Origin of the sequence: Phytoactinopolyspora halotolerans (genome assembly GCF_010550675.1) — a bacterium.
Classification (GTDB): domain Bacteria; phylum Actinomycetota; class Actinomycetes; order Jiangellales; family Jiangellaceae; genus Phytoactinopolyspora; species Phytoactinopolyspora halotolerans.
Map to the genome: position 1 here is coordinate 1 of NZ_JAAGOA010000014.1, position 21,851 is coordinate 21,851.

Here is a 21,851-nt window from a genome sequence, read left to right on the forward strand (position 1 = left end):
CATCCAGATCGATACGACGAATGTGTTGTTCATTGTGGGTGGGGCGTTTGCTGGGTTGGATGAGATCATTCAGCAGCGGGTCGGTTCGCGTGGGTTGGGGTTCGCGGCGGATATCGGTGGTAAGTCCGAGCGTGATGCGGCGGATGTGTTTTCTCAGGTGATGCCTGAGGATTTGTTGAAGTATGGGTTGATTCCGGAGTTCATCGGTCGGTTGCCGGTGTTGACGACGGTGAGTCCGTTGGATCGGGATGCGTTGATCCGGATCATCTCCGAGCCTCGCAACGCCCTGGTCAAGCAGTTCGAGGAGCTGTTCCGCATGGACGGTGTCGAGCTGGAGTTCACCGACGACGCGCTCGGCGCCATCGCTGATCAGGCGCTGCTCCGCCGTACCGGCGCGCGCGCCACCCGCGCCCTGCTCGAAGAGGTCTTGCTCAACGTCATGTACGAGGTGCCGAGCCGGGAGGACATCGGCCGCGTCGTCATCGACAGGGATACCGTCCTGGAGAACGTCAATCCGACCCTGGTGCCGCGAGGCCGGCGGATGCGGATGGGCGGCGCGCGCGAGGAGTCCGCGTAGGGACTTGACTCGGCTCCGGGGGTTTCAACCGGCCGCCACTGGCTACCGATATCAGCGTAGCCATTCGTCAGCCGGGAGGGAGCACCGATGAGCCTGCTTGTCGGTTCCAAGATAGACGAGGTCGACACCGCGATCGCCGCGCTCGTCGAACAGCGACTCAACTGCACGGACCCCGTTGATGCCTTGCTGACCACGGAGAGCATCGATCGGCTTCTGGATGACCGGCTCCAGCTCATGCAGGCCCAGGAGGACCATTGACCGAGCCGAGCGAGGACCGGCCGCGGGTGTCGGGCGAGGAGATGCCCGCAGCCGACGAGCGGCACCGTGACCCGGGCGCCGATCTCGAAGCGGAAGGGGTCCCGGACGTCGCGGACGATTCGACCACGGGCAAAGGTGAGGTACCGGAACCAGAGGAGCCGGTCGCGCCCGCCGAGATGCCGACCGTCCGCACCGCGCGGGAGATGAGCGCGCGGCCGGAGAACCCACCGCGTGGAGTCGAGGAGCACTGGGCCGCGGAACGGCCCGAGCCGGATTCCCGATCGGCCGAAGCCACACCCGAGGATTACCTGGACGTGGACCGTCCTGAGCCGGACACCCAAGTCGCCGGGGCGGAGGACGAAGGCAAGCCGGCCGAAGAGGCAGCTGTCCGGCTCGAGGAAGAGCCGGAGGAAGAGTGAGCTGAGCGGCTCGGGCGGCGCCGACCGGCTGTTTTATCCGGCGCGCGACACCAGCGTCGCCCGCCCCTCGTGCATCGACCGTTCCACCGCGTCGATGAGGTGCTGGATGTCGAGTCCACGATGCACGTCGCATGTGTGGGGTCGACCGTCGGCCGCCGCCGCAAGCGCGGATCTGATCGTCGCGTGGACCTGTGCGGGCTCGCCGCCGTCGACGTCGTACCGCTGGGCGCCGGCCGGCCCGAACAGCTCGATCTCGAAACGTCCGCGCTGCACGCCCACGGAACAGCTGATGCTGATATCGGATGCGGCTCCGCCATGGTGGTCGGCGTGGATGCCGAGCCAACCGCGCGAGGTACCCCGCGCGTGCACCCGCTCGATCGGGCCGACCGCCGCGGTGAGCAGGTCGAACACGTGTGGCCCCACGTCCAGCAGCGCGCCGCGCTCGCGCCGCCAGGCCGACTGTGCGAACGGTCCGTCCAGGAACGCCGGTGTGAGCATCGCGGCGCGAGCCCCGGCCACATCGATCGAGCCGGCCCGTTCCAGAAAGCTCTTCGTCTCGGCGGAGAACCGTGAGGTGAACATCACCAGAGAACCGATCCCGGCGGCATCGCAGGTGTCCGCCAGCGCCCGCGCGTCGCGCAGGGTATCGGCGATCGGCTTCTCCAGGACCAGGTGCCGGCCGGCCTCGGCGGCGCGGATCGCCAGTCCGGACTGGACGTCCGGGGGCACGCAGAAGGCGACCGCGTCGGAGCTCTCCAGCAGCTCATCGAATGAGGTGACGGCACGGGCTCCGTGTGCTTCGGCGACGGCGCGCGCGGCCTCCGGACGGCGTGCCCATACTCCGGACAGCGTGGTCTCCGGCCCGCCGGACCAGACCGGCGCATGGAACATCGACGCCCACGGGCCGGCGCCCACCAACCCGACTCGGAGCGCGGTCAACGATCGACCACGTTCACGGTGGGCCCGTCCGGTGCCACATCGGGCAGGCCGTAGCCGCCCATGATCTCCGCGTACGTTCCGTCGGCCGCCAGCGCGGCCAGGGCCTCGGCGAGCGGCTCGGCCAGTCCGTGCTGCTTTCCGGAGATGAATGCGGTCGCGCCCTGCCCGGTCACGTCACCGCCCAGGGTGAGGCCGGGTGTCTCGTCGATGAGGATGGCTCCGACGATCTCACCGGCCGGCGCCGCGTCGATCTCGCCGGCCGCGACCGCGTCGGTGGGGAAGTCGTCGTCGGTCGACTCGAATGGAACGATCTCCAGCGGGTCGCCGGCCGCGTCACATGCCGCGGAGACCTCGGCGAAGTAGGCGCCCAGAGCGGGTGACCCGTGCTCCGGCTGGTACTGCCCGACCCGCAGTCCGCACAGATCGGTGGGGTCGTCACCGATCTCCAGCCCTTCGCGGAGCAGAAATCTCTCGTCATACTCGGCGAAGGTGACCACATCGGCGTCGTCCACGGGGAATCCCCACGGCGAGGCCGCGACCAGGAACACGGCCGGCTCGCCGTCGATGTAGGAGTCGTGCAGCTCGTCCCCGCTTTCGAACGGGCGCTCCTGCGTCGGCAACCCGAGCCGGTCGGCCGCCGCCCGCACGAGATCCGGCAGCGGTCCGGTGACGGCACCGTCCTCCTCGCGCAGATAGTGGTCGGTGCGCATCTCCTCGGGCGGGATCGCCAGAATCAGCGTCCCTCCGGCCACGTCCTCCGGGAGTAGATGGCTCAGCGTGCCGTAGGTGTCCGGTCGCTCTTCGGCCGCCGTGGAGGCGTCGGCCGAGGGTGTCTGCTGTGCCTCGGCCTCGACCGGCGGGCTCTCTTTCGGCTGCGCCGATCCGCTCGGGCGCGCGGTCGCATCCTGGTCGTCGGCGGTCTCGTCGCCGGACGAGCAGGCCGCCGTGGCCAGGACGACTGCGGCGATGCACAGGGAGCGCAACGTGATCGGGGTCATGGGCCTTCCAGTGAGTCGGTACCGGTGGCTGGATCGTCCGGACACTGGAGTGTAACCAGGCCCGTCCGTTCTCCGGACGCGGCCTCCGCGGTGTCATGATGCGGGTATGGCGGACGTGGAGGAGCGGGACGGGGACGACGACGGCGCGGGTGCCGTGAGCCGGTTGCGCGATGCCTTCGACGACGGGGTGACCCGGCCGTTGCCATGGCGCGCTGATCAGCTGCGGGCGGTGGCACGGATGCTGACCGAGGGATCCACACTGCTGGAGCGGGCCCTGTATGAAGACCTCGGCAAACCGGCCGCCGAAGCACAGGTCACCGAGATCCGGGTGGCGGTGGCCGAAGCCACCCATGCCCTCCGGCACCTGCGCCGGTGGATGCGTCCGCGACGCCGGCGGCTGCCGCCGGTGCTGTGGCCGGCCCGGGGCTGGGTGGTGCGGGAGCCGCTCGGAGTCGTGCTGATCATCTCCCCGTGGAACTACCCGGTGCAGTTGTCACTCGTGCCGCTGGTAGGTGCGGTCGCGAGCGGCAACGCGGTCGTGCTCAAGCCCAGCGAACTGGCGCCGGCCACCAGTTCCGCGGTGGCCGGACTGGTGCGGCGGTTCATGGATCCGCGTGCGGTGGCGGTCGTCGAGGGTGGCCCGGAGGCCGCGTCGCACCTGCTGGAGGAGCGCTTCGACCACATCTTCTTCACCGGGAGCACCCGGACCGCGCGGATCGTGGCGGAATCCGCGGCCAAGCGGCTGACGCCGGTCACGCTGGAACTGGGCGGCAAGTCGCCGGTCTGGGTGGATCGCACGGTCCGGCTGCAGCCCGCGGCGGATCGCATCGCGTGGGGCAAGTTCGTCAACGCAGGACAGACCTGCGTGGCCCCGGATTACGTCCTGGCCACGCCGGACGTGGCCGATGCGCTGATACCGGCGCTGGGGCGGTCGATCAGGCGGTTCTTCGGGGACGACGCCGCCATCAGCCCGGACTATGGACGGATCCTGAACCACGGCCACCACGATCGGCTGGTCGGCCTGCTGGACGGAGCGTCGGTGGTGATCGGCGGCCGGCACGACCGTGCGTCCCGGTACCTGGAGCCGACCGTCGTCGATGACGTGACGACGGCGGATGCGCTCATGAGCGAAGAGATCTTCGGGCCGATCCTGCCGATCGTGCGGGTCCCGGATGCCGGGGCGGCGATCGAAGTGGTCCGATCGGGGCCCAAGCCACTGACGCTCTACGTGTTCTCCGACGACCGGGACGTCTTACGGGCGTTCGCGCACCGGACGTCGTCCGGAGCGCTCGGCGTGAACGTGCCCCTGGCGCATCTCGCCGCACCGGAGCTTCCGTTCGGGGGCGTGGGAGCGAGCGGCACCGGCCGGTATCACGGCGAGGACTCGATCCGCACGTTCAGCCATGAGCGCGCGATATTGTCCAAGCCGCTGGTGCCGGACACGGTCCGGATGGTCTACCCGCCCTACGGACGGCTGGCCGACTTCGTCGCACGCAGACTGATGCGGTGAGCAGGCCGGTCAGGGGTGGTGAGGATGTCTGGTCAGGACGTCTGGCCAGGACGTCTGGTCACGAGGTCGGCATGAGCTGCTCGGCGCGGCGCCATAGCTCCGGCAGCGCCGCCTCGGTACGGTCGGCCCGGCGCCTACGCTCATGGAACGTCGCCGCGCCGAGGTCGGCCAGCAGCGCGCGGAGTCCGGGTTCGTAGGAGGACGTCGCGACCCCGGCGGCGCTCAGCTTCGACAGGCAGCGGCAGTACGAGGCCACGATCCAGAAGACGGCTTCGCGGTGCTGCCCGTCGGCGATGAGTTCTCTGCTGCCCTCGATGGTCGTCGGTCGAGCCGTCTCGGTGATGTCGCTGTCGAACGGGTACGACGGCGCCTGTACCTGTGTGGCGACGGCGAAGACGGCCTCCAGCCGCTCCAGCTGATGTTCGACCTGTGCGCGGGTCAACCTGGCGCAGCCGAGCAGGTCGAGCAGACGCTCGTGGTAGTCGAGCTGCCCGTGCTCGGCCAGCAGCTCGCGCACCGCGGCGTATCTGCGCCGCACGGTCGGATTGCGCAAACCCGCCACAAGCAGCACGTGAGTGGTGACGCCGGTGCCGAACAGCCATGCCGTGGCCTGCTCCGCCAGCGGATCGGACTCGCGCATGCGCGCCAACCAGGCGCGGACCCGGTTCATCGCCTGGTTGCCGCGCGCGCTGACCCAGCGTCGCTGCGCGAAGGCGGCAGCCACCTGATGCTGGAGGCGGGTCAGGTGACCGCTCGGGTCGGCGATCACGGTCGGTGACCGGAAACAGCCGGCCAGGTGGTAGTCGCGTAACACGGACTCCGCCGACGCGAGTGCGTCCATCGGCATGAACGAGACCTCGAGCAGCGTGCCGCCATAGCGGAACTTGCCGCCCTTGGCCGGAGCGGTTGGGCCGTGATGTACCACCATCACGTCCACATCCGAGGTCGGCGGCAACACGTCGTCGTCCTGTGCCCATGCCGTGGAGCCGGTATGGAACGCCCCCGCGAAGCCGGTCAGGTGGGAACCGGTCTCGCGTATCCACGTGGCCGCGGCCTCCTTGCCGTGCCTGACCAGCATCGAGCCTCCCATCGCGGTGGGATGTTCGGCCATTGTGCCGCATCGTACGGCCCGGCGTGACCGGTTGGGAGGAAAACGAGCGTGTCGTTCGGCAGGCGGCGGCCGGGTCAGGGGCGGGCACGATCCGAATGACCGAGGCTGCGGCCGGGCGCGATCCGGTCCCGTACCATCCGTTTGAGCTCGACCAGTTCGGGGTGGCCGCCCTGGTCCTTGCGGGACCAGATCGTCTCGTCGTCGAGCCGCACGTCGAACACGCCGCCGGTACCCGGCACCAGCGCCACCTCACCCAGCTCAGCCTGGAACGTCGTCAGCATCTCCTGCGCCGTCCAGGCCGCACGCAGAAGCCACCGGCACTGGGTGCAGTATTCGATCTCCAACCGCGGCTGTCGCATCGTCACCCACTCAGTATGCGGTGCCGATCCACAAGGTCCGGCCGCGTGGGTGCCCGAGCGTTCTCTTGCTGTTCAGCTCCATGTTTGGGGCGAGTACGCTACGTGGGCGATGATCGCCTCACCACCAACCTGGTAGGAGAGGACCGCCGACATGTCCGCACCCTTGACCCGACGGGCCGTGCTCGCCGGAGCGTCCGCCGCCGGCCTGGCTCTGGCGGCACCGGGCCTGGCACTGGCACAGGAGCAGGCGTACGCGGCATTCCGGATCGTCCGGGCACGGCCCGATGAACCCGACCGGCCGGAGATCAGCGTGCCCGAGGGCTACGGCATCGTGCCCGGCGACCGGTATTCGGTGGCCAGCCGGGCCGAGTACTACACGTTCGTCCAAGGGCCGAGAAGCGCGGCCGGAATCGAGGTGGACGTCCGCTGGCCCGGCGTCACCGTGGAAGCCGTCATCCACCAGGAGAACCGGCTGGAGATCCGTCGTGACCCGGCGGAGCGCGACCGGTTCCGATTCACGTTGCCGATGACGCAGCCGACGATCGACGCGAACCAGCCGACCATCCAGGTCTGGAGCTATCCGGACATCTCGCCCGGCATGTACTGGCGTATCGAACACAATGACCCGGACCGTGTCGCCGGCCCGTGGACCACCGTCGCCTGGCCGGCCGGTCAGGTGCGGTCGGTGATCCACCAACTGGTCGCGACCCATGCCATCCTGCGGGACGCGGGACTGGTCACGACCGCCGCCGGCAAGGGGCACCGGTTCGTGCTGATGGGCTTCGAGACGAACAACACGTTGCACCCGGACAACCCGCCGCACTGGCACATCTCCTACAACTCCGGGCCGGACTTCGGTTCGCCCACGCACAACCCGCACTTCTGGTTCGATGCCGAAGGCCGCAACTACTACAACGGCATGGACGTGACCGGCCTGGGCAGGTTGAGACACTACGTCGGCGAGCCGGCCGGCATCTACGACTTCATCGGTGACGCGAACGGCGGCCGGGGCAACCTGGTCGTCACCATCACGATCCGCGAGGACGGCGGGCTGGACATCGAACCGCCGGATGGACCGGGCTACGCCATCGCCGCCGGGCGGGACGGCACGCTCCTGGAGGAGGTCACGGTGCTGCGCGGCGGTGACCCATGGCTCAGGGTCAGGACAACGGACCGGGTCCGGTTGGGCGTGCTCACCATCGGTGTGGACGGGCTGCACGATCCCGCCGAAGCCCGGGCGGAGGTGCAGCGGTACGACCGGCTGACCGGCGTGCTGCGCTGAGCGCGCGGCGCCGCCGCGACATGGGCGGCTCGAGGTGTTCGACCGGCCGCGCGCCCGACCTTCCGGTCCGCGATGTCCGGGCTCAGGGGACGAGCATGCCGAAGAATGCGCGGATGTCGGCAGCGTGGGCGTCGGGCACCTCCATCGCGACGAAATGATTGCCCGGATTCCCCTCCGGCCAGTGCACGACCCTGTTATCCCGCTCCGCCAACCGTCGCATCAACGCGGACCCACCGCCGTAGACGCCGGTGGGCACGAGATCCTGCCCGGTGGGCCAGGCGAAGCCGTCCTTCCCGAGCCCTTCGTACATCGGCCAGGACGACGAACCCACGGTGCCGGTGAACCAGTACAGGCAGACGTTGGTGAGGATGTGATCCCTGTCGATCACGTCTTCGGGCACGTCGGCCATCGGGGTGAACTCATTGAACTTCTGCAGCATCCAGCTCAGAAGCGCGACAGGGGAGTCCTGCCAAGCGTGGGCGAAGGTCTGCGGGGCGGCCCGGAGCAGCGTGTGGTGGTCGACGCCGCCGGTCATCCACTGCTGCATCATTGCGTACTCGGCTCGCTCGTCGTCGGACATGCCAGGCACGTCCGCCTCGGTGGGAAAGCCGATCCCACCGTCGATATGCACGCCGACGACGTGCTCGGGCGCGGCCGTCGCCATGGCCGGAGCGATGTAGGCGCCTAGATCACCACCCTGCGCCCCGTAGCGGTCGTAGCCGAGCCGGCTCATCAACTCGGTCCACATCCGCGCCACGCGCTCGACGCTCCAGCCGGTCTCGCGTGGCTTCGCAGAGAAGGTGAATCCCGGAACCGACGGCACGACGACGTGGAACGCCGGACCCGAGGTGACGCCGTATGCTCGCGGATCGGTCAGCGGGCCGATCGTCTTGGTGAACTCGACGAACGAGTTCGGCCATCCGTGTGTAAGCAGCAGCGGTAAGGCGTCCGGCTCCGGGGAGCGTACGTGCAAGAAGTGGACGTCGTGCCCGTCGATGGTGGTGACGTACTGCGGGAACCGGTTGAGTTCCGATTCGTGTGCACGCCAGTCGTAGCCGCTGCGCCAGTGTTGAACCCAGTCTCTGAGATAGCCGGTCGGAACACCACGACGCCAATCGTCGCCGGGAAGCTGTTCCACCCAGCGTGCCTGAGCGAGCCGCGAGTGGAGATCGTCCAGGTCGGTCTGCGGAATGTCGATACGGAACGGGCGGATGTCAGTGCTCATGATGCCTGCCTTCACGTGGGGCGGACGGACATGGTGCACGCTAGACGGCGAGTAGGTCAGGTCATGTCCTATATCACTGGCATGCTGAGTTCTGTGACGAATACTCCCGCGCGCCTGCTCAGGCTGCTGTCGTTGCTCCAGTCGCCCCGCGAGTGGCCCGGCAGCGAGCTGGCGGCGCGGCTCGGAGTGAGCACACGGACGGTCCGGCGGGACATCGACCGGCTGCGCGAGCTGGGCTATCCGGTGGAGGCCGCCATGGGTGCCCTCGGCGGGTATCGGCTGGTGGCTGGGGCCGCGATGCCGCCGCTGCTGCTCGACGACGACGAGGCTGTCGCCGTGGCGGTGGGCGTCCGTACCGCGGCGGGCCTCGCGGTGGACGGCCTGGGTGAGGCGTCGGTACGGGCCCTGGCCAAACTCGAGCAGGTGCTTCCCGCCCGACTGCGTTACCGGGTACGCATCATCAATGCGGCGACCGCGCCGCTGAGCGGGGACGGGCCGGAGGTGGACCCGGAGACGCTGACCGGGCTGGCGGCATCGGTGACGGCGGCTGAGCGGGTGCGGTTCAGCTACCAGGCCAACGACTCCACAGTGACGAAGCGGCTGGTGGAGCCGGCAGGACTCGTGGTGAGCGGCCGACGCTGGTACCTGGTGGGCCATGACCTCGGCCGTGCGGCGTGGCGTACCTTCCGGGTGGACCGGATCCGGGATGTTCACCGTACCGGCGTGCGGACCGCCCCGCCCGAGCTGCCGGCAGCCGATGCCGCCGCGTATGTGCAGGGCAGACGGTCCGACTGGGGAACGCCGACGGTCCACGTGCGGGTGACGTTCGATGCCCCCGTTCACGACGTGGCCGGCCGCCTGGGCGATGTGCCAGGGCAGGTGGTGGCCGTGGACGACCGCTGCTGTCGGCTGGACGGCCGGCGGGACGACTCCATGGCATGGCTGGCCGCTCGCCTGATGACGTTGGGGTGCGACTTCGTCGTGGAAGAGCCGCCGGAGCTGATCGAACAGGTCCGGGCGCTGGGTGCCCGAGCCCTGCGAGCGGCCGGCTCGCCGGGCACTCGGCCCGTGTGACCGGCGCGTGCGGCCCGGCCCAACGTGACCGGCGCGTGCGGCCCGGCCCAACGTGACCGGCGCGTGCGGTGTCACCGTACCGTCACGAGTTCGCAACGATGGGCCCCAGGTAGTGTGCTTTTGAGTCGTTTCAGATACGTTGCGGAGAGCGCTTTCCGAGGCGCTTCTCTCGTCACCGAGCGACATTCCCTACTTGGAGGCCAACTATGGTCCGAACGTTCACCAGGCGTTCTGCGATGGCGGGCGCCGGCGTCCTCGCCACAGCCGCGCTCGTCCTCTCTGCCTGTGGCAGTGACGACTCCAACGACGGCGACGCCGGCGGCGGCGACAGTGCCGCGCAGGGGTTCGACCCGAATGAGGAGGTCACCCTCAACTTCACCTGGTGGGGCAATGACGATCGGGCCGAGCGCTACAACCAGCTGATCGAGGCGTTCAACGAGGAGTACCCGAACATCACGATCAACGGCACGTTCACCGACTTCCCCGCGTACTGGGAGAAGCGCCAGACCGAGGCGGCAGGCGGGGGCCTGCCGGACGTGTGGCAGTTCTCGGATTCTTACCTGCGGCAGTACGGCGAGAGCGATCTGCTGCTGGACCTCGGGCCGTACGACGAGCACATCGACTTCAGCGCCTTCGACGACGGGCTGCTGCAGACCGGGCAGTTGGAGGGGACCCAGTACTCGTTGCCGACCGGTTACAGCGCGTGGGCGGTGTTCCAGAACGACGATCTGCTGACCGAGCTCGGCGTCGAGCCGTATGAAGGCGGCACGGACCACGCCACGTACGTCGACTGGATGGCCGACGTGACCGACGCCGGCGACGGCAGTGTGTACGGTGGCAGCGACTATACGCAGCGTATCCAGGGTCTTGAGATCATCCTGCGCCAGCAGGGCAAGAACCTCTACACCGAGGACGGCCAGCTCGGATTCACCGAGGATGAGCTGCGAGACTACTGGAACTCGACGGCCGACGTCCGCGACGGCGTCACGGTGCCGCAGAGCCAGCTGGAGGAGATCATGCCGATCTCCGGCTTCGGCGGCAACCTGACCGCGAGCGAGATGAGCTGGAGCAACTTCATCGGCGGCTATCTCGCCGACTCGGGGGCGAGCAGCATCACGATCGCCGCACCGCCGACCGAGAACCCCGACGCCAAGGACCTGTACCGGCAGGCGGGACTGCAGATGGCGATCTCGAAGTCGACCGAGCACCCGGAGGCGGCGGCGCTGTTCCTCGACTTCGTGGTCAACAGTGAACAGGCCGGCGAGATCTTCGGGACGACGCTCGGCTTCCCCGCCTCGTCCACCAAGCTCGCGGGCGCCACCCTGGAAGGGCCGGACGCCCAGGTCGCCGACTACCTCGATTCGGTCGCCGACCGCATCGGCGACGCTCCTCCGGTCCCGGTCGACGGCTACGGCTCGCTGGAGCAGACCTTCTGGGATCTCGGCAAGGCCATCGGCCTCGGTGCCATCTCGGTGGACGACGCGGTACGGGACTTCTTCGATGAGGCGTCCGTCGTTCTCGGCTGAGGTTGACGTGACGGATCAATCCGTGAGTACAGAGACGGGCGTGAACCTGTGAACACCACACGCTCCACTATCGACGCCCGGCCCGTGGACGCCGTCCGCGGGCCCGGCGGCGAGCCAGTTGCGCGGTCCCGGCGGCGGCGCTCCGAGACGATCGCCGGGTACGTGTTCCTCTCGCCGTGGATGCTCGGCTTCCTCGGCCTCACGCTGGGGCCGATGCTGATCTCGCTGTATCTGGCGTTCACCGACTACGACATCTTCACCAGCCCGCAGTGGATCGGCCTCGGCAACTTCGAGCGCATGATGGACGACCAGAAGTTCTGGGACTCCGTCCGCATCACGCTCATCTACGTGGTGGTCGGTACGCCGGTCAAGCTGGCCGCGGCGCTGGCTGTGGCGATGCTGTTGAACTATCGCAGCAAGGGCACCGGGTTCTTCCGTTCGGCGTTCTATGCGCCGTCGTTGATCGGAGCCAGTGTCAGCATCGCGATCGTGTGGCGGGCCATGTTCTCCACCGACGGCCCGGTGGACGGGACGCTGAGTTCGATCGGCATCGACGCCGGCGGATGGGTGGGTGATCCGACGCTGGTGATGCCGATGATGATCCTGTTGGCCGTCTGGCAGTTCGGGGCGCCGATGGTGATCTTTCTGGCCGGCTTGAAACAGGTTCCGGGCGAGCTCTATGAGGCGGCGGCCGTGGACGGTGCCGGCCCGTGGCGGAAGTTCCGCAGCGTGACGTTGCCGATGCTCTCGCCGGTGGTCTTCTTCAATCTGCTGCTGGAGATGATCCACGCTTTCCAGATCTTCGCGTCCGCGTACATCATCGGCTCCGGCACCGGGGGTCCAGCGGGTGCCACGAACTTCTACACGGTGTATCTGTACACCCGGGCGTTCGCGAACAACCAGATGGGCTACGCGGCTGCGATGGCGTGGGTGCTGCTGATGGCGGTCGGGGTGCTGGCCTTCATCATGTTCCGCACGTCCAAGGGCTGGGTGCACTACGGAGGTGACTCACGATGAGCGATCTCGCGGCCACAGCCACTGACACCCGGCCCGCCGCCGACACGCCGCCCCGTGCGCCCCGGCGGCCGCGCCGCAAGCACGTCACGACGGCCGTCTGGATCGTATGCCTGGTCGTCTTCACGGCGGTGGTGCTCTACCCGTTGGTCTGGATGGGCTTCGCGTCATTCAAGCCCAATCACGAGTTCGGTTCCAACTCCGGGCTGCTGCCCGACGACGCGACCATCGACAACTACGTCAAGGTGCTGGAAGGCGTCGCCGGCATTCCGCTGTCGCGGTTCTTCCTGAACTCGTTGATCCTGGCCGTCGGGTCGGTGATCGGCATCGTCATCTCGGCGTCGATGGCGGCGTACGCGTTCGCGCGGATCGCGTTCCGTGGACGTGGGCTGTTCTTCACAGTGATGATCGCCACGCTGCTGCTGCCGTTCCACGTGCTGATCATTCCGCAGTACATGATCTACCGGAACCTGGGCCTGGTCGACACGTTCGTGCCGCTGCTGGCCGGCAAGTTCCTGGCCACAGAGGCGTTCTTCGTCTTCCTGATGGTGCAGTTCATCCGGAACCTGCCCCGAGATCTCGACGAGGCGGCCCGTATCGACGGCTGCGGTCACCCGCGCATCTACGTCATGATCACGCTGCCGCTCATCAAGCCGGCCCTGATCACGTCGTCGATCTTCGCGTTCATCTGGAGCTGGAACGACTTCCTGGGGCCGCTGCTCTACCTGAACTCGCCTGAGAAGTACCCGCTGCCGCTGGCCCTGCGCATCTTCAACGATCAGACCAGCGTGTCGGACTACGGGGCCACCATCGCGGTGTCGGTGCTGGCGCTGCTGCCGGTGCTGCTGTTCTTCATGATCTTCCAGCGGTTCCTGGTGGAAGGCGTGGCGACGCAAGGGCTGAAGGGTTGACCGTGCTGTCTCGTTCATACGCTCGTCGGCCGACCGCCCGGGATCGCCGGGCGGCCACCGCCGACGGCTCGGCGCTGCGCTGGCCGGGCGCGGCCGACACCTTCGCACTCCTGGCCGAAGCGCTCTGGGTGGGTGTGCTCGTCACGGCCGTGGGGTTGCCGATCGTGACCCTGCCGGCGGCGCTGGCCGCGGGCGGCCGTCACCTCGGCCGGTTCATCCGGGCGGAGGACGCATCGCTGCGGCTGTTCTTCGCCGACCTGCGCGCGGGGTTGCGCGGGGGTGTCTTGGTGGGCTGCTGCGCCGTCGTCGCGGTGGCGGTGTTCGGGCTGGATCTGGTGATCGGGGCGTCCGGGGCGCTGCCGGGTGGCCCGTTGGTGCTGGCGGTAGGGACGGCCGGGCTCGTCGCGACCGGCGTCGTCGTGGTGCAGGCGTCGGCGTTGTGGCGACCGGAGACCGGTTGGACCGCGGCGATACGAGCCGTTCCGTCATCGCTGCGGGCCGACGTGTCCGGTGCGGCATTGCTGGTCGCGGCTCTTGGCCTCACAGTGCTGGCCGCATGGCAGCTGCCGCCGCTGATCGTGCCTGCTCTGGGTTGCCTGGTCTTCGCCGCGCAGGTATTGGGCGAACGTCGTGCTCTGCGACGCGACGCCGGCCGCGTTCGACGGGCGTCCGTCCATCGGCGGACAACCCGTAGGGACCCGGCATCCGACACGTCATCTGGGTGGGTGTGACCATCCTGACCAGCGTTCCCGAAACCAGATCGGCACATCGTCGAGCCCACCACACCCACCGGACATACCTACCGGTCGAGCCCGCCTGCCGCGCCGGGTGCGAGGAGACGCCGGAACCAGAAGCGTCGTGATCGAGTATCCACATTCCGAGCAACCCTATGAATCATGCCAATTAAGTAGGTTATGGTGTCGGGATGGACTTCGACCTGCCCATGGCCGTCGGCGCGTTCCTGGTGGCGATCGTCGTCGGTATGACCGGTATGGGCGGCGGCGCCCTGATGACGCCGATGCTGGTCACCTTCTTCGGCGTGCCCCCGCTGACCGCGGTCTCCAGCGATCTGGTGGCAGCCGCCGTCATGAAACCCGTCGGTAGCGTGGTGCATCTGCGTCGCGGGACGGTGAACCTCAGTCTGGTCCGTTGGCTGTGTGTGGGGTCGATCCCCAGCGCGTTCTCCGGCGTGCTGATTGCTCGAGCGCTGGGGCACGGCGAAGAAGTGGAGTCGGTCATCAAGACCGCGCTGGGCGTCGCACTGCTGATCGCCGCCGGAGGGCTCGCCGTCCGCGGATACCTGGCACTCGTGGACCGGGCCCAGCACCGGGTGGCCGACCGGAGAACCGCGGCGCCGGGAGAGCCGGCAGCTGTGCGGGCACCGGACGTGCAGGCCCGTCCCGTCCCCACGGTCATCGTGGGCGTCATCGGCGGCCTGGTGGTGGGGATGTCATCCGTCGGCTCGGGCTCGTTGATGATCGTCGCGCTGCTGGCGCTCTACCCGATGCTGCGCGCGAACCACCTCGTCGGAACCGACTTGGTGCAGGCGGTCCCGTTGGTCATGGCGGCCGCGCTCGGGCACATTCTGTTCGGCGACTTTCAGTTGGAGATCACCACGGCGCTGCTCGCCGGGTCGATCCCCGGGGTGTACCTGGGGTCTCTGGTCTCGTCCCGGGCGCCGGGCGGCCTGGTCCGGAGGGTATTGGCGTTCGTGCTGCTAGCGTCCGCGCTGAACATGTTCGGCCTGCCGAACGTCGCCGTGCTGTGGGCGATGCTCGGCTCCGTGGTGGGCGTGTCCGTGGTGTGGATGCTGCTACGCAAGTATCACGGACTGTCGCCCGTTCCCGAGCGCGGCGAGTCGCGGGACGACGAGCCGGAGGCCGCACGTCCCGCCCGGAACACGTACGTGAGGTAAGGGAGCTCGAACTCCGGTTTCCCGGCGAGATCCGGATGCTCGGCGCAGAAACCGCGTACCGCGGCGTCAAGCCGGTCCTGCTCATCCGGCGGGGAGACGAGGTAATAGGAGCGGGAGCGGATCAGACCGACCAGACCCTCCGGAGTCATCCGCACCGAGTGGGAGAACGCGGCTTGCTCCGGCACGTCGAAGAGCGGACCGAACGAGTCCACCAGTTCCAGTACGTGGCTGGACCCATCATGGCTGAGGTCCGCGGCCGCGGTGAGGGCCGTGACCCATGGAACACTCTCATCGCGGAGGTTCCACATCGGCGCGAAGACGCCACCGGGACGGAGCACCCGGGCGATCTCCGCGTGTGCCGCGTCGGTGCGGAACCAGTGGTAGGCCTGGCCCGCGACCACGGCGTCGACGGAACCGTCCGGCAACGGGATGCTCTCCGCCGAGCCGTTCACAGCCTCCACGCCGGGGGTGGCGGACACCAGGCGGGCGTGCATCTGCGCGTCCGGTTCGACCGCCACCACGTCATGGCCGAGCGCATCGACGATCCGGCTGAGAATCCCGGTTCCCGCGCCGAGGTCGAGCACGCGTCGAGGCGACGGGCCGAGTGCCCAGGTGACGGCTTCCGGCGGATACGTGGGACGGATGCGGTCGTAATCGTCGGCGATCTGTCCGAAGGACTGGGCACGATTCGCGGCGGACATGACCCAGAGCCTAGCGTTTCCGCCCACCACGGAATGATGGGAGCGTCAACGCGTCGTGAGTACACCAGCTAAGGAGCGTTCCGTGGCACAGCCTCCGGTCCCGGACCATCTGATCGAGATTCTGAAGAAGCCGAACCCCGCGGTCATGGGTACCGTCCGCCCGGACGGTACGCCCGTGACGGTGGCCACCTGGTACCTGTGGGATGACGGGCGGATCCTGCTCAACCTGGACGCCGGCCGCAAGCGGCTGGAACACATCAAAGCCAACCCGAAGGTCTCGCTCACTGTGCTGGACGGCGACTCGTGGTACCGGCACGTCAGCGTGCAGGGCACGGTGACGCTGCAGGACGATCCTGACCTGGTGGACATCGACCGGCTGGCGCAGCACTACGGCAATGACCGGTATCCGAACCGCGAACGGCCCCGGGTCAGCGCATGGCTGGAAATCGAGAGTTATCACTCCTGGAACGTGACCTGATACGGCTACGCCGCTACTGTGGTGCTGATCTGCTTCGCTGAAGGGGAGAACGGTGCGACGTTCCGGGGCTCAGCTCCGTCGCGGGTGGCCGGCATGCGCGGTCGCTGCCGTCGTGACGCTCGTGGCGGCCGTGGCGCCGGAGCTGTCCACCATGCCGGTCGGGGCGGTGACGGACGCGTCGCTGACGGACGTCGGCGTGGCCGGCGGCACGTGGCAGGCCGAAGCGATGCGCTTCGATCTGTTGCCGGGTGACCCGCCCGGCGACGGGGTGGAGATCGCCACCATCGAGAGGGGCGGCGTGGATGCCGATCACCCGTCCCTGGCCGGGGCGGTGCGGAACGGCCACCACGTCGACTATTGGAACCTGGCCGTGGACGAGCAGCCGACGGCCGTGTCCGCGCAGAACGGCGTCTCGGACCCGGCGGCGCATGCGACGGGCGTGGCATCGCTGATGGTCGGACAACCGTCCGGTGCGGTACCCGGGATCGCACCCGGGGCGACCGTCTACCCGATCAACATCGGCGATGGCCGCGAGGACGACATGATCCGCGGGATCATGTGGGCGGTCGACGCGGGCGTGGACGTCGTCAACGTCTCGCAGGTGCTGGGATGCAGCTCGATCCTGGTCTTCAGCAGCTGCCCGGGCGACGTCCGAGAGGCGACGGACTATGCCGAGCGGAACGGTGTGGTGGTGGTCGCCGCGGCCGGAAACAACGGCGGCGGCGACGGCTGTACCGGAAAGACCGATGCCGACCAGTGGCCGGCGGTTCTGGACACGGTGATCTCGGTCGGCGCCTATGAGCCCGGCGGGGAGGTGTGGCAGTGCACGCCGCGCCGCGCGGACGTCGACGTCTTGGCGCCGGGCGTGCGGCTGTTGCTGGCCGACGTCGGTGGCGAACACTCCATCGGAGAAGGGACGTCCTTTGCTGCGCCGCTGGTCAGCGGATTGATCGCGGTCATCCTCGCGGAACGCCCCGACCTGAACCCGGCGGAGATCCGGCGGTCGCTGCCGAACTGGCTCGGAGCCGACGGCCGCCTCGATGTGCCGGCCGCCTTGGCGGCGGCCGGCGTCCTCGAACCGGGCGAGCGCGAGCACGTGCGCTGACGGCCGATCGGGCGTGTGCACACGTACTGTCGATGTATGCCCTCCGTCGCCGCCACGCCGTGGAGTTCCGCCGCTGCCGACCGGCCCGCCGTGAACGACTGCGAGGTGTTCGGCGACGGCTTCTGGGGCCAGCCGGTCAACGCATTGACCAGCCTCGCGTTCGTTCTGGTCGGGCTCGCGATCCTGATCGGGTATCGGAGAGGGGGCGCGACCCGGGTTGTCTACGGCGCACTGGTGGCCGCCACCGGTGTGGGATCCGTCGTCTTCCATGGTCCCGCACCGTCGTGGTCCGGGCTGCTCCACGACGTTCCGCTGGTGGCACTCGTCGCGTTCGTCGGGGTGGACGCCGCCTCGGACGTGGCCGGCCGCAGACTGTCCCCGCTGTGGTGGGTCCTGCCGACCATCGTGGCCGTGACGGTGAGCGAGATCGCGGACGCAGCGCGACCGGCGGCGCAGGGGGCGGTCGCCGCGCTGGCCATCGGTGCATGCGTGGTGCGCTGGTATCGACGCCCATTGCTGCGCCAGACCATGGCGACCGCGCTCGCGCTACTGACCGTCGGGGCTCTGATCGGCACGCTGTCCCGGAGCGGCGGGCCGCTGTGCGATCCAGACAGCGTGCTGCAAGGCCACGCCTTCTGGCACGTGCTGGCCGCCCTCGCGGTGTGGACGCTGACGCCGGTGATCTCCGAGCGCACCGGCTCGGTGCAGGTGGTACCTCAGGACCGCTGACGAGGCGGTGTGTACAACGCACGACGGTGCGCGGTGGGGGTGGTCGACAGGACGCGGCGGAAATGCTGTCGCAGGGCAACGGCCGATCCGAACCCGGAGCGCCGCGCGATCTCGTCGACGGTGAGGTCGGTCGTCTCCAGTAGTTCCTGTGCACGCTGGAGCCGACGCCGGATCAGCCATTGCATCGGCGTGGTACCGGTGCGAGCGCGGAACCAGCGGTTGAGCGTCCGCACGCTCGTCGAGGACTGGTCGGCGATGGTGGCGAGACTCAGGTCGCGGTCGAGGTGATCTTCCAGCCAGCGCAGCAGCGGCTCGAGGCGGTCGCCGCGCTCCGCGGGCGCGTGGTCCACGATCTGCGCCTGGTCGCCTGAGCGGTGGAACGGCAGCAGGGCGTGCTGGGCCGTCTGTGCGGCCACCGCGGAGCCATGATCGTGCTGGACCAGATGCAAGCACATGTCGATGCCCGCGGCTCCGCCCGCTGTGGTGACGATGTCACCATCGTCGATGTAGAGGACCGCGGCGTCGACCCGCACCGCCGGGTACCTGGCCGCGAACTGCGCGGTGTGGGTCCAGTGGATCGCGGCGCGGCGGCCGTCGAGCAGACCTGCCTCGGCGAGGACGGCGGCACCGTTGCAGAACGACATGATCCGGGCGCCGCGTTCGTGTGCGCGACGGAGCACGCTCACGATCTCTGCGGGAATCGAGGACGTGAGCGTGGTCGGGCTGAGGACGGCCACCGTGTCCGCGTCCGCCGCGTCGTGCCACGTGTGCGTCGTCCCGACCGTGAGTGCGGTGGTGCCTCCCAACCACAGCGAGGGACGCGTGTCCGAACCGCCGCAGAGCCGGATGTCGTAAAGCGGCGCACTGCCGTCAGGGATGCCGAGCGGGTATGCGGACCCGAACACTTCGGTGACCACCGACAGGTCGAAACCGCGGACCGGATCCCAGATCAAGACCGCCAGCGTGGACATGGCCAGAATCTATCGAAGAGCGGCATCGCCGGTGATCGCCGCCGTCGCACGTCTCGGCGAGCATCGACGATGTGTCCGCGATCCTCGCCGTACTGGTCCCAGCCGCCGGCCTGGCTCTGATGGTCGCCGCCGGCCGGCTCGTCGACCGCGGTGTCAGCCCGTATGCACATCGGTGGGCCCGGGGCCTTCTCGCGCGTGCGCACGAACGAGACGCGGAGACCAGGAACGGTCCAGGCCGGGCGTCCGGGCGAAAACCGCTCGCGTGGCGCCAGCGGCGTCCAGCACACTTAGGCCCCATGACGGTTCGCATCCAATGCCTCTGCATCGACTCGCAGGATCCACGCCGCGTGGCCCAGTTCTGGCAGGACGCGCTCGGCTGGCGACGTACCTATGACTCCGACGACGAGGTGGCCCTCGAGCCGCCGGCCGGGAGCCGTGAGGACAGCGTGGTACCGGACCTGCTGTTCCTGCGAGTGCCCGAGTCCAAGACCGTGAAGAACCGGCTCCACCTCGATCTGCGCCCGGACGACCAGAACGCAGAGGTGGAGCGGCTCATCGGGCTCGGCGCCACCCGGGTGGACGTCGGCCAGGCGGACGACGTCTCGTGGGTGGTGCTGGCCGATCCGGAGGGCAACGAGTTCTGCGTGCTGGCGCCGCTGCGGCCCGAACACCAGGCCGAGTGGCGAGCGGCATACGAGTCGTACCAACCCGCTCCATGATCATGAACAGTAACCGTTCACGTGGCACGGTAACTGTTCATGATCATGGGGACTGTCAGCCTTTGACGGCACCGGAGACCAGGCCCGAGGTCATCCTGTTCTGAACGAACAGGAAGAACACGATCACCGGGATGGCGATCAGCGCGGATCCTGCCATGATGCCGGCCCAGTCGCTGGCGCGGTTGGCGTCGGTGAACGTCCGCAGCCACAACGGCAGCGTCATGTTCTCCGGGCGGGTCATGATGACCAGCGCGAGCGTGAACTCGTTCCACGCCTGCAGGAAGGCGTACACCCCGCTGGCGACGAGGCCCGGCGCCAGCAGCGGGAACGTGATCCGGAAGAAGGCCTGCGCCCGGCTGCACCCGTCGACCAGCGCGGCCTCCTCGAGATCCCGTGGCACGCCGGCGACGAACCCGCGCAGCATCCAGATGGTGAACGGCACGACCGCGGCTATGTACAGCAACGACAGCCCGACGACGCTGTTCAACAGCTGCCAGCCCTCCAGGAGCTTGAACTGGGAGATGAACAGCCCTTCGGCGGGGATCATCTGGATGACCAGCACGGCGAGGACGAAGGTCCGGCGCCCGCGGAACCTGAACCGGGACAGCGCCAGTGCGGCCAGGAACGCGAACAGCAACGCCGCCGCCACCGTGATGAGCGTGACCATCAGGCTGGTCCGGAGCGATGCGAGAAAGTCGCTGTCGAAGACTCGCTCGTACGCGGACAGCGTGCCGCCCAGCGGGATGAACGTCGGGTCTGGATTGCGGATCCGGTTGAACGGCAGGAAGGAGCTGTTCACCATCCAGTAGACGGGAAACGCCCAGATGAGCGCGAGGACCACCGCGAGCGCGTTCCACATCCGGCGACGGCGGCCCGCGGCGGTCTTCCTCGCTCTCAGCGCGGGGCGCTGCGTTGTCCAGGTGGCATCGTCGGTATGGCGGGTCGCGGCGGCCGGCCGGGTGCCGCCGGTGTCGAGCACGCTGCTGTCGGGGTGCCGTGTCGTCATCGCGTCAGCTCCTCGTCGTCGCGGATCAGCACCCGCACGTAGTACAGGCTCAGCCCGACCGTGATCAGCAGCACGAACCAGGAGGCGGCCGCGGCCAGCCCGAACTGTCCCTCGCCGAGACCCAGCCGGTAGATGTAGGTGCCGATCAGGTTCGTCTCCCGGGTGACGCCGCCCGCGTCCTGCAGCACGAAGATCTGGGTGAAGACCTTGAGGTCCCAGATGATCTGGAGCAGGCCGACGATCAGCAGGACCGGCTTGACCAGGGGGACGGTGATCAGCCGGAACCGTGCCCGCGCGGAAGCGCCGTCGATGGCCGCCGCCTCCTCCAGCTCGACCGGAACCTGCATCAGGCCGGCGTAGACGGCGAACGCCACGAACGGCACACTCATCCAGACCACGACGACGCCGGCGACGATGAAGAATGACAACGGCTCGATCAGCCACGAGTGCCCGGCGAAACCGTCCAGGCCGATGCTGGTCAGCAGCCAGTTGACGATGCCGTACTGGGCGTCGAACAGCCATTGCCACACGGTCAGCGACGCCAGGTGCGGCATCGCCCAGGCCAGCAGCAAGGAGATCTGCAGGGCCAGCCGGACACCTCGGCTCACCACGGTCATCAGGACCGCGAGGGCGGTCCCGATCACCATCGTGGTGGCCGCGACGAGCAGGCAGAACGCGATCGACCTGGCGATGACCGTCCAGAGGTAGGAGTCGCTGAGCAGCCGGGTGTAATTGTCGACGCCCACCCACTCCGGCGGCTGGCCGAACTGCTGAGCCAGGCCGTACTCCTGGAATGACATCACCGCCTGCCGGAACAGCGGGTATCCGAGCGCTGCCAGGAGCACGGCCAGAGCCGGGACGAGCAGGACGTAGGGCATCGTTCGGCGGCCGCTGCGGCGGCCCTTCCGGCGGGATGCCGTGCGTCGGCGGGCGGCGGTGGAAGGCCCCGGGTCCTCCCGCCGCCCGCCGTGGACGGTCACAGGCGGCGTCACGCCGTACCTCCACTGGGTTGACGGATCAGCAT

Annotated in this window: 24 protein-coding genes; 15 read left to right on the forward strand and 9 right to left on the reverse strand. The window is 68.6% G+C overall.

What is annotated here, in order from left to right; translation table 11 throughout:
• The 3 genes from G1H10_RS18960 to G1H10_RS18970 all read left to right on the forward strand — a co-directional run.
• Positions 1 to 577 (forward strand): ClpB D2-like domain containing protein (locus G1H10_RS18960; protein ID WP_163740679.1); only part of this gene is annotated, 577 nt, incomplete at its 5' end.
• A gap of 87 nt (positions 578 to 664) precedes the next feature.
• A complete protein-coding gene (locus tag G1H10_RS18965) occupies positions 665 to 835 on the forward strand; it encodes a hypothetical protein (protein ID WP_163740681.1) in 171 nt (56 codons plus the stop codon).
• Positions 832 to 1,254 (forward strand): hypothetical protein, encoded by a 423-nt coding sequence (locus G1H10_RS18970; RefSeq protein WP_163740683.1) that lies wholly within the window; start codon positions 832 to 834, stop codon positions 1,252 to 1,254. Before G1H10_RS18965 ends, G1H10_RS18970 begins: the two co-directional genes overlap by 4 nt.
• Positions 1,255 to 1,287: 33 nt before the next feature.
• Here G1H10_RS18970 and G1H10_RS18975 read toward each other — a convergent pair whose 3' ends face one another.
• Together G1H10_RS18975 and G1H10_RS18980 are read right to left on the reverse strand one after the other, a co-directional pair.
• On the reverse strand, positions 1,288 to 2,193 hold the full coding sequence (locus G1H10_RS18975) for a Gfo/Idh/MocA family protein (protein ID WP_216853424.1): 906 nt from the start codon (positions 2,191 to 2,193) through the stop codon (positions 1,288 to 1,290).
• Positions 2,190 to 3,191, reverse strand: coding sequence for a type 2 periplasmic-binding domain-containing protein (locus G1H10_RS18980; protein WP_163740685.1), 1,002 nt, complete (start codon positions 3,189 to 3,191; stop codon positions 2,190 to 2,192). Before G1H10_RS18980 ends, G1H10_RS18975 begins: the two co-directional genes overlap by 4 nt.
• A 106-nt stretch (positions 3,192 to 3,297) precedes the next feature.
• Between G1H10_RS18980 and G1H10_RS18985 the strand changes: the two genes are divergently transcribed.
• On the forward strand, positions 3,298 to 4,701 hold the full coding sequence (locus G1H10_RS18985) for an aldehyde dehydrogenase family protein (RefSeq protein ID WP_163740687.1): 1,404 nt from the start codon (positions 3,298 to 3,300) through the stop codon (positions 4,699 to 4,701).
• Between the two features lie 58 nt (positions 4,702 to 4,759).
• Here G1H10_RS18985 and G1H10_RS18990 read toward each other — a convergent pair whose 3' ends face one another.
• Positions 4,760 to 5,812, reverse strand: a complete 1,053-nt coding sequence (locus G1H10_RS18990; protein WP_163740689.1) for a hypothetical protein — start codon at positions 5,810 to 5,812, stop codon at positions 4,760 to 4,762.
• A 74-nt stretch (positions 5,813 to 5,886) separates the two neighbouring features.
• A complete protein-coding gene (locus tag G1H10_RS18995) occupies positions 5,887 to 6,171 on the reverse strand; it encodes an Rdx family protein (protein ID WP_163740977.1) in 285 nt (94 codons plus the stop codon).
• Positions 6,172 to 6,322: 151 nt separating this feature from the next.
• Between G1H10_RS18995 and G1H10_RS19000 the strand changes: the two genes are divergently transcribed.
• Positions 6,323 to 7,453 (forward strand): hypothetical protein, encoded by a 1,131-nt coding sequence (locus G1H10_RS19000; protein WP_163740691.1) that lies wholly within the window; start codon positions 6,323 to 6,325, stop codon positions 7,451 to 7,453.
• Between the two features lie 82 nt (positions 7,454 to 7,535).
• On the opposite strand, the gene G1H10_RS19005 is transcribed toward G1H10_RS19000, so the two are convergent.
• A complete protein-coding gene (locus G1H10_RS19005) occupies positions 7,536 to 8,678 on the reverse strand; it encodes an epoxide hydrolase family protein (protein WP_163740692.1) in 1,143 nt (380 codons plus the stop codon).
• 93 nt (positions 8,679 to 8,771) lie between these two features.
• On the opposite strand from G1H10_RS19005, the gene G1H10_RS19010 reads away from it, so the two are divergent.
• The 6 genes from G1H10_RS19010 to G1H10_RS19035 all read left to right on the forward strand — a co-directional run bounded on the left by G1H10_RS19010 (position 8,772) and on the right by G1H10_RS19035 (position 15,118).
• Positions 8,772 to 9,752, forward strand: coding sequence for a helix-turn-helix transcriptional regulator (locus G1H10_RS19010; protein WP_216853425.1), 981 nt, complete (start codon positions 8,772 to 8,774; stop codon positions 9,750 to 9,752).
• A 206-nt stretch (positions 9,753 to 9,958) separates the two neighbouring features.
• On the forward strand, positions 9,959 to 11,278 hold the full coding sequence (locus G1H10_RS19015) for an ABC transporter substrate-binding protein (RefSeq protein WP_174264503.1): 1,320 nt from the start codon (positions 9,959 to 9,961) through the stop codon (positions 11,276 to 11,278).
• A 69-nt stretch (positions 11,279 to 11,347) separates the two neighbouring features.
• Positions 11,348 to 12,295 carry a carbohydrate ABC transporter permease gene (locus G1H10_RS33120; protein ID WP_376778640.1) on the forward strand — a complete coding sequence of 316 codons (948 nt, stop codon included), beginning with the start codon at positions 11,348 to 11,350 and terminating at the stop codon, positions 12,293 to 12,295.
• Positions 12,292 to 13,203 carry a carbohydrate ABC transporter permease gene (locus G1H10_RS19025; RefSeq protein ID WP_163740696.1) on the forward strand — a complete coding sequence of 304 codons (912 nt, stop codon included), beginning with the start codon at positions 12,292 to 12,294 and terminating at the stop codon, positions 13,201 to 13,203. The genes G1H10_RS33120 and G1H10_RS19025 overlap by 4 nt, the downstream gene beginning before the upstream one ends.
• 2 nt (positions 13,204 to 13,205) lie before the next feature.
• Complete coding sequence (locus G1H10_RS19030; protein ID WP_163740698.1) at positions 13,206 to 13,934, forward strand: hypothetical protein; 729 nt, start codon at positions 13,206 to 13,208, stop codon at positions 13,932 to 13,934.
• 194 nt (positions 13,935 to 14,128) lie between these two features.
• On the forward strand, positions 14,129 to 15,118 hold the full coding sequence (locus G1H10_RS19035) for a sulfite exporter TauE/SafE family protein (RefSeq protein ID WP_174264504.1): 990 nt from the start codon (positions 14,129 to 14,131) through the stop codon (positions 15,116 to 15,118).
• Here the strand turns inward: G1H10_RS19035 and G1H10_RS19040 are convergent.
• Complete coding sequence (locus G1H10_RS19040; RefSeq protein ID WP_163740699.1) at positions 15,028 to 15,819, reverse strand: class I SAM-dependent methyltransferase; 792 nt, start codon at positions 15,817 to 15,819, stop codon at positions 15,028 to 15,030. The two genes, G1H10_RS19035 and G1H10_RS19040, sit on opposite strands and share 91 nt — an antisense overlap.
• An 82-nt stretch (positions 15,820 to 15,901) precedes the next feature.
• Here G1H10_RS19040 and G1H10_RS19045 point away from each other — a divergent pair, with 82 nt between their 5' ends.
• From G1H10_RS19045 to G1H10_RS19055, 3 genes are read left to right on the forward strand one after another with little or no spacing between them, the layout of a single operon-like run.
• A complete protein-coding gene (locus G1H10_RS19045; RefSeq protein WP_163740701.1) occupies positions 15,902 to 16,297 on the forward strand; it encodes a PPOX class F420-dependent oxidoreductase in 396 nt (131 codons plus the stop codon).
• A 52-nt stretch (positions 16,298 to 16,349) separates the two neighbouring features.
• Complete coding sequence (locus tag G1H10_RS19050) at positions 16,350 to 17,402, forward strand: S8 family peptidase (protein WP_163740703.1); 1,053 nt, start codon at positions 16,350 to 16,352, stop codon at positions 17,400 to 17,402.
• 36 nt (positions 17,403 to 17,438) lie between these two features.
• Entirely contained in the window at positions 17,439 to 18,131 is a 693-nt protein-coding gene (locus tag G1H10_RS19055; RefSeq protein ID WP_216853427.1) for a hypothetical protein, read from the forward strand.
• Here G1H10_RS19055 and G1H10_RS19060 read toward each other — a convergent pair.
• The gene (locus G1H10_RS19060; protein ID WP_163740706.1) at positions 18,119 to 19,102 is read right to left on the reverse strand and encodes a GlxA family transcriptional regulator; all 984 of its coding nucleotides are present in this window, start codon (positions 19,100 to 19,102) and stop codon (positions 18,119 to 18,121) included. The genes G1H10_RS19055 and G1H10_RS19060 overlap by 13 nt on opposite strands.
• 296 nt (positions 19,103 to 19,398) lie before the next feature.
• On the opposite strand from G1H10_RS19060, the gene G1H10_RS19065 reads away from it, so the two are divergent.
• A complete protein-coding gene (locus G1H10_RS19065) occupies positions 19,399 to 19,821 on the forward strand; it encodes a VOC family protein (protein WP_163740708.1) in 423 nt (140 codons plus the stop codon).
• Positions 19,822 to 19,876: 55 nt separating this feature from the next.
• Here the strand turns inward: G1H10_RS19065 and G1H10_RS19070 are convergent, their stop codons facing one another.
• Both G1H10_RS19070 and G1H10_RS33125 read right to left on the reverse strand, forming a co-directional pair.
• The gene (locus G1H10_RS19070) at positions 19,877 to 20,827 is read right to left on the reverse strand and encodes a carbohydrate ABC transporter permease (protein ID WP_216853428.1); all 951 of its coding nucleotides are present in this window, start codon (positions 20,825 to 20,827) and stop codon (positions 19,877 to 19,879) included.
• Positions 20,824 to 21,819 carry a carbohydrate ABC transporter permease gene (locus G1H10_RS33125; RefSeq protein ID WP_216853429.1) on the reverse strand — a complete coding sequence of 332 codons (996 nt, stop codon included), beginning with the start codon at positions 21,817 to 21,819 and terminating at the stop codon, positions 20,824 to 20,826. The genes G1H10_RS19070 and G1H10_RS33125 overlap by 4 nt, the downstream gene beginning before the upstream one ends.
• Positions 21,820 to 21,851: the final 32 nt, after the last annotated feature.

Coding starts and splice junctions, on each gene's coding strand:
- G1H10_RS19015 (WP_174264503.1), top strand. CDS start 9,959: ATGGTCCGAACGTTCACCAGGCGTTCTGCGATGGCGGGCGCCGGCGTC.
- G1H10_RS19025 (WP_163740696.1), top strand. CDS start 12,292: ATGAGCGATCTCGCGGCCACAGCCACTGACACCCGGCCCGCCGCCGAC.
- G1H10_RS19000 (WP_163740691.1), top strand. CDS start 6,323: ATGTCCGCACCCTTGACCCGACGGGCCGTGCTCGCCGGAGCGTCCGCC.
- G1H10_RS18990 (WP_163740689.1), bottom strand. CDS start 5,812: ATGGCCGAACATCCCACCGCGATGGGAGGCTCGATGCTGGTCAGGCAC.
- G1H10_RS19065 (WP_163740708.1), top strand. CDS start 19,399: ATGACGGTTCGCATCCAATGCCTCTGCATCGACTCGCAGGATCCACGC.
- G1H10_RS18965 (WP_163740681.1), top strand. CDS start 665: ATGAGCCTGCTTGTCGGTTCCAAGATAGACGAGGTCGACACCGCGATC.
- G1H10_RS18985 (WP_163740687.1), top strand. CDS start 3,298: ATGGCGGACGTGGAGGAGCGGGACGGGGACGACGACGGCGCGGGTGCC.
- G1H10_RS19035 (WP_174264504.1), top strand. CDS start 14,129: ATGGACTTCGACCTGCCCATGGCCGTCGGCGCGTTCCTGGTGGCGATC.
- G1H10_RS18980 (WP_163740685.1), bottom strand. CDS start 3,191: ATGACCCCGATCACGTTGCGCTCCCTGTGCATCGCCGCAGTCGTCCTG.
- G1H10_RS19070 (WP_216853428.1), bottom strand. CDS start 20,827: ATGACGACACGGCACCCCGACAGCAGCGTGCTCGACACCGGCGGCACC.
- G1H10_RS19060 (WP_163740706.1), bottom strand. CDS start 19,102: ATGTCCACGCTGGCGGTCTTGATCTGGGATCCGGTCCGCGGTTTCGAC.
- G1H10_RS19040 (WP_163740699.1), bottom strand. CDS start 15,819: ATGTCCGCCGCGAATCGTGCCCAGTCCTTCGGACAGATCGCCGACGAT.
- G1H10_RS18995 (WP_163740977.1), bottom strand. CDS start 6,171: ATGCGACAGCCGCGGTTGGAGATCGAATACTGCACCCAGTGCCGGTGG.
- G1H10_RS19005 (WP_163740692.1), bottom strand. CDS start 8,678: ATGAGCACTGACATCCGCCCGTTCCGTATCGACATTCCGCAGACCGAC.
- G1H10_RS19055 (WP_216853427.1), top strand. CDS start 17,439: ATGCCCTCCGTCGCCGCCACGCCGTGGAGTTCCGCCGCTGCCGACCGG.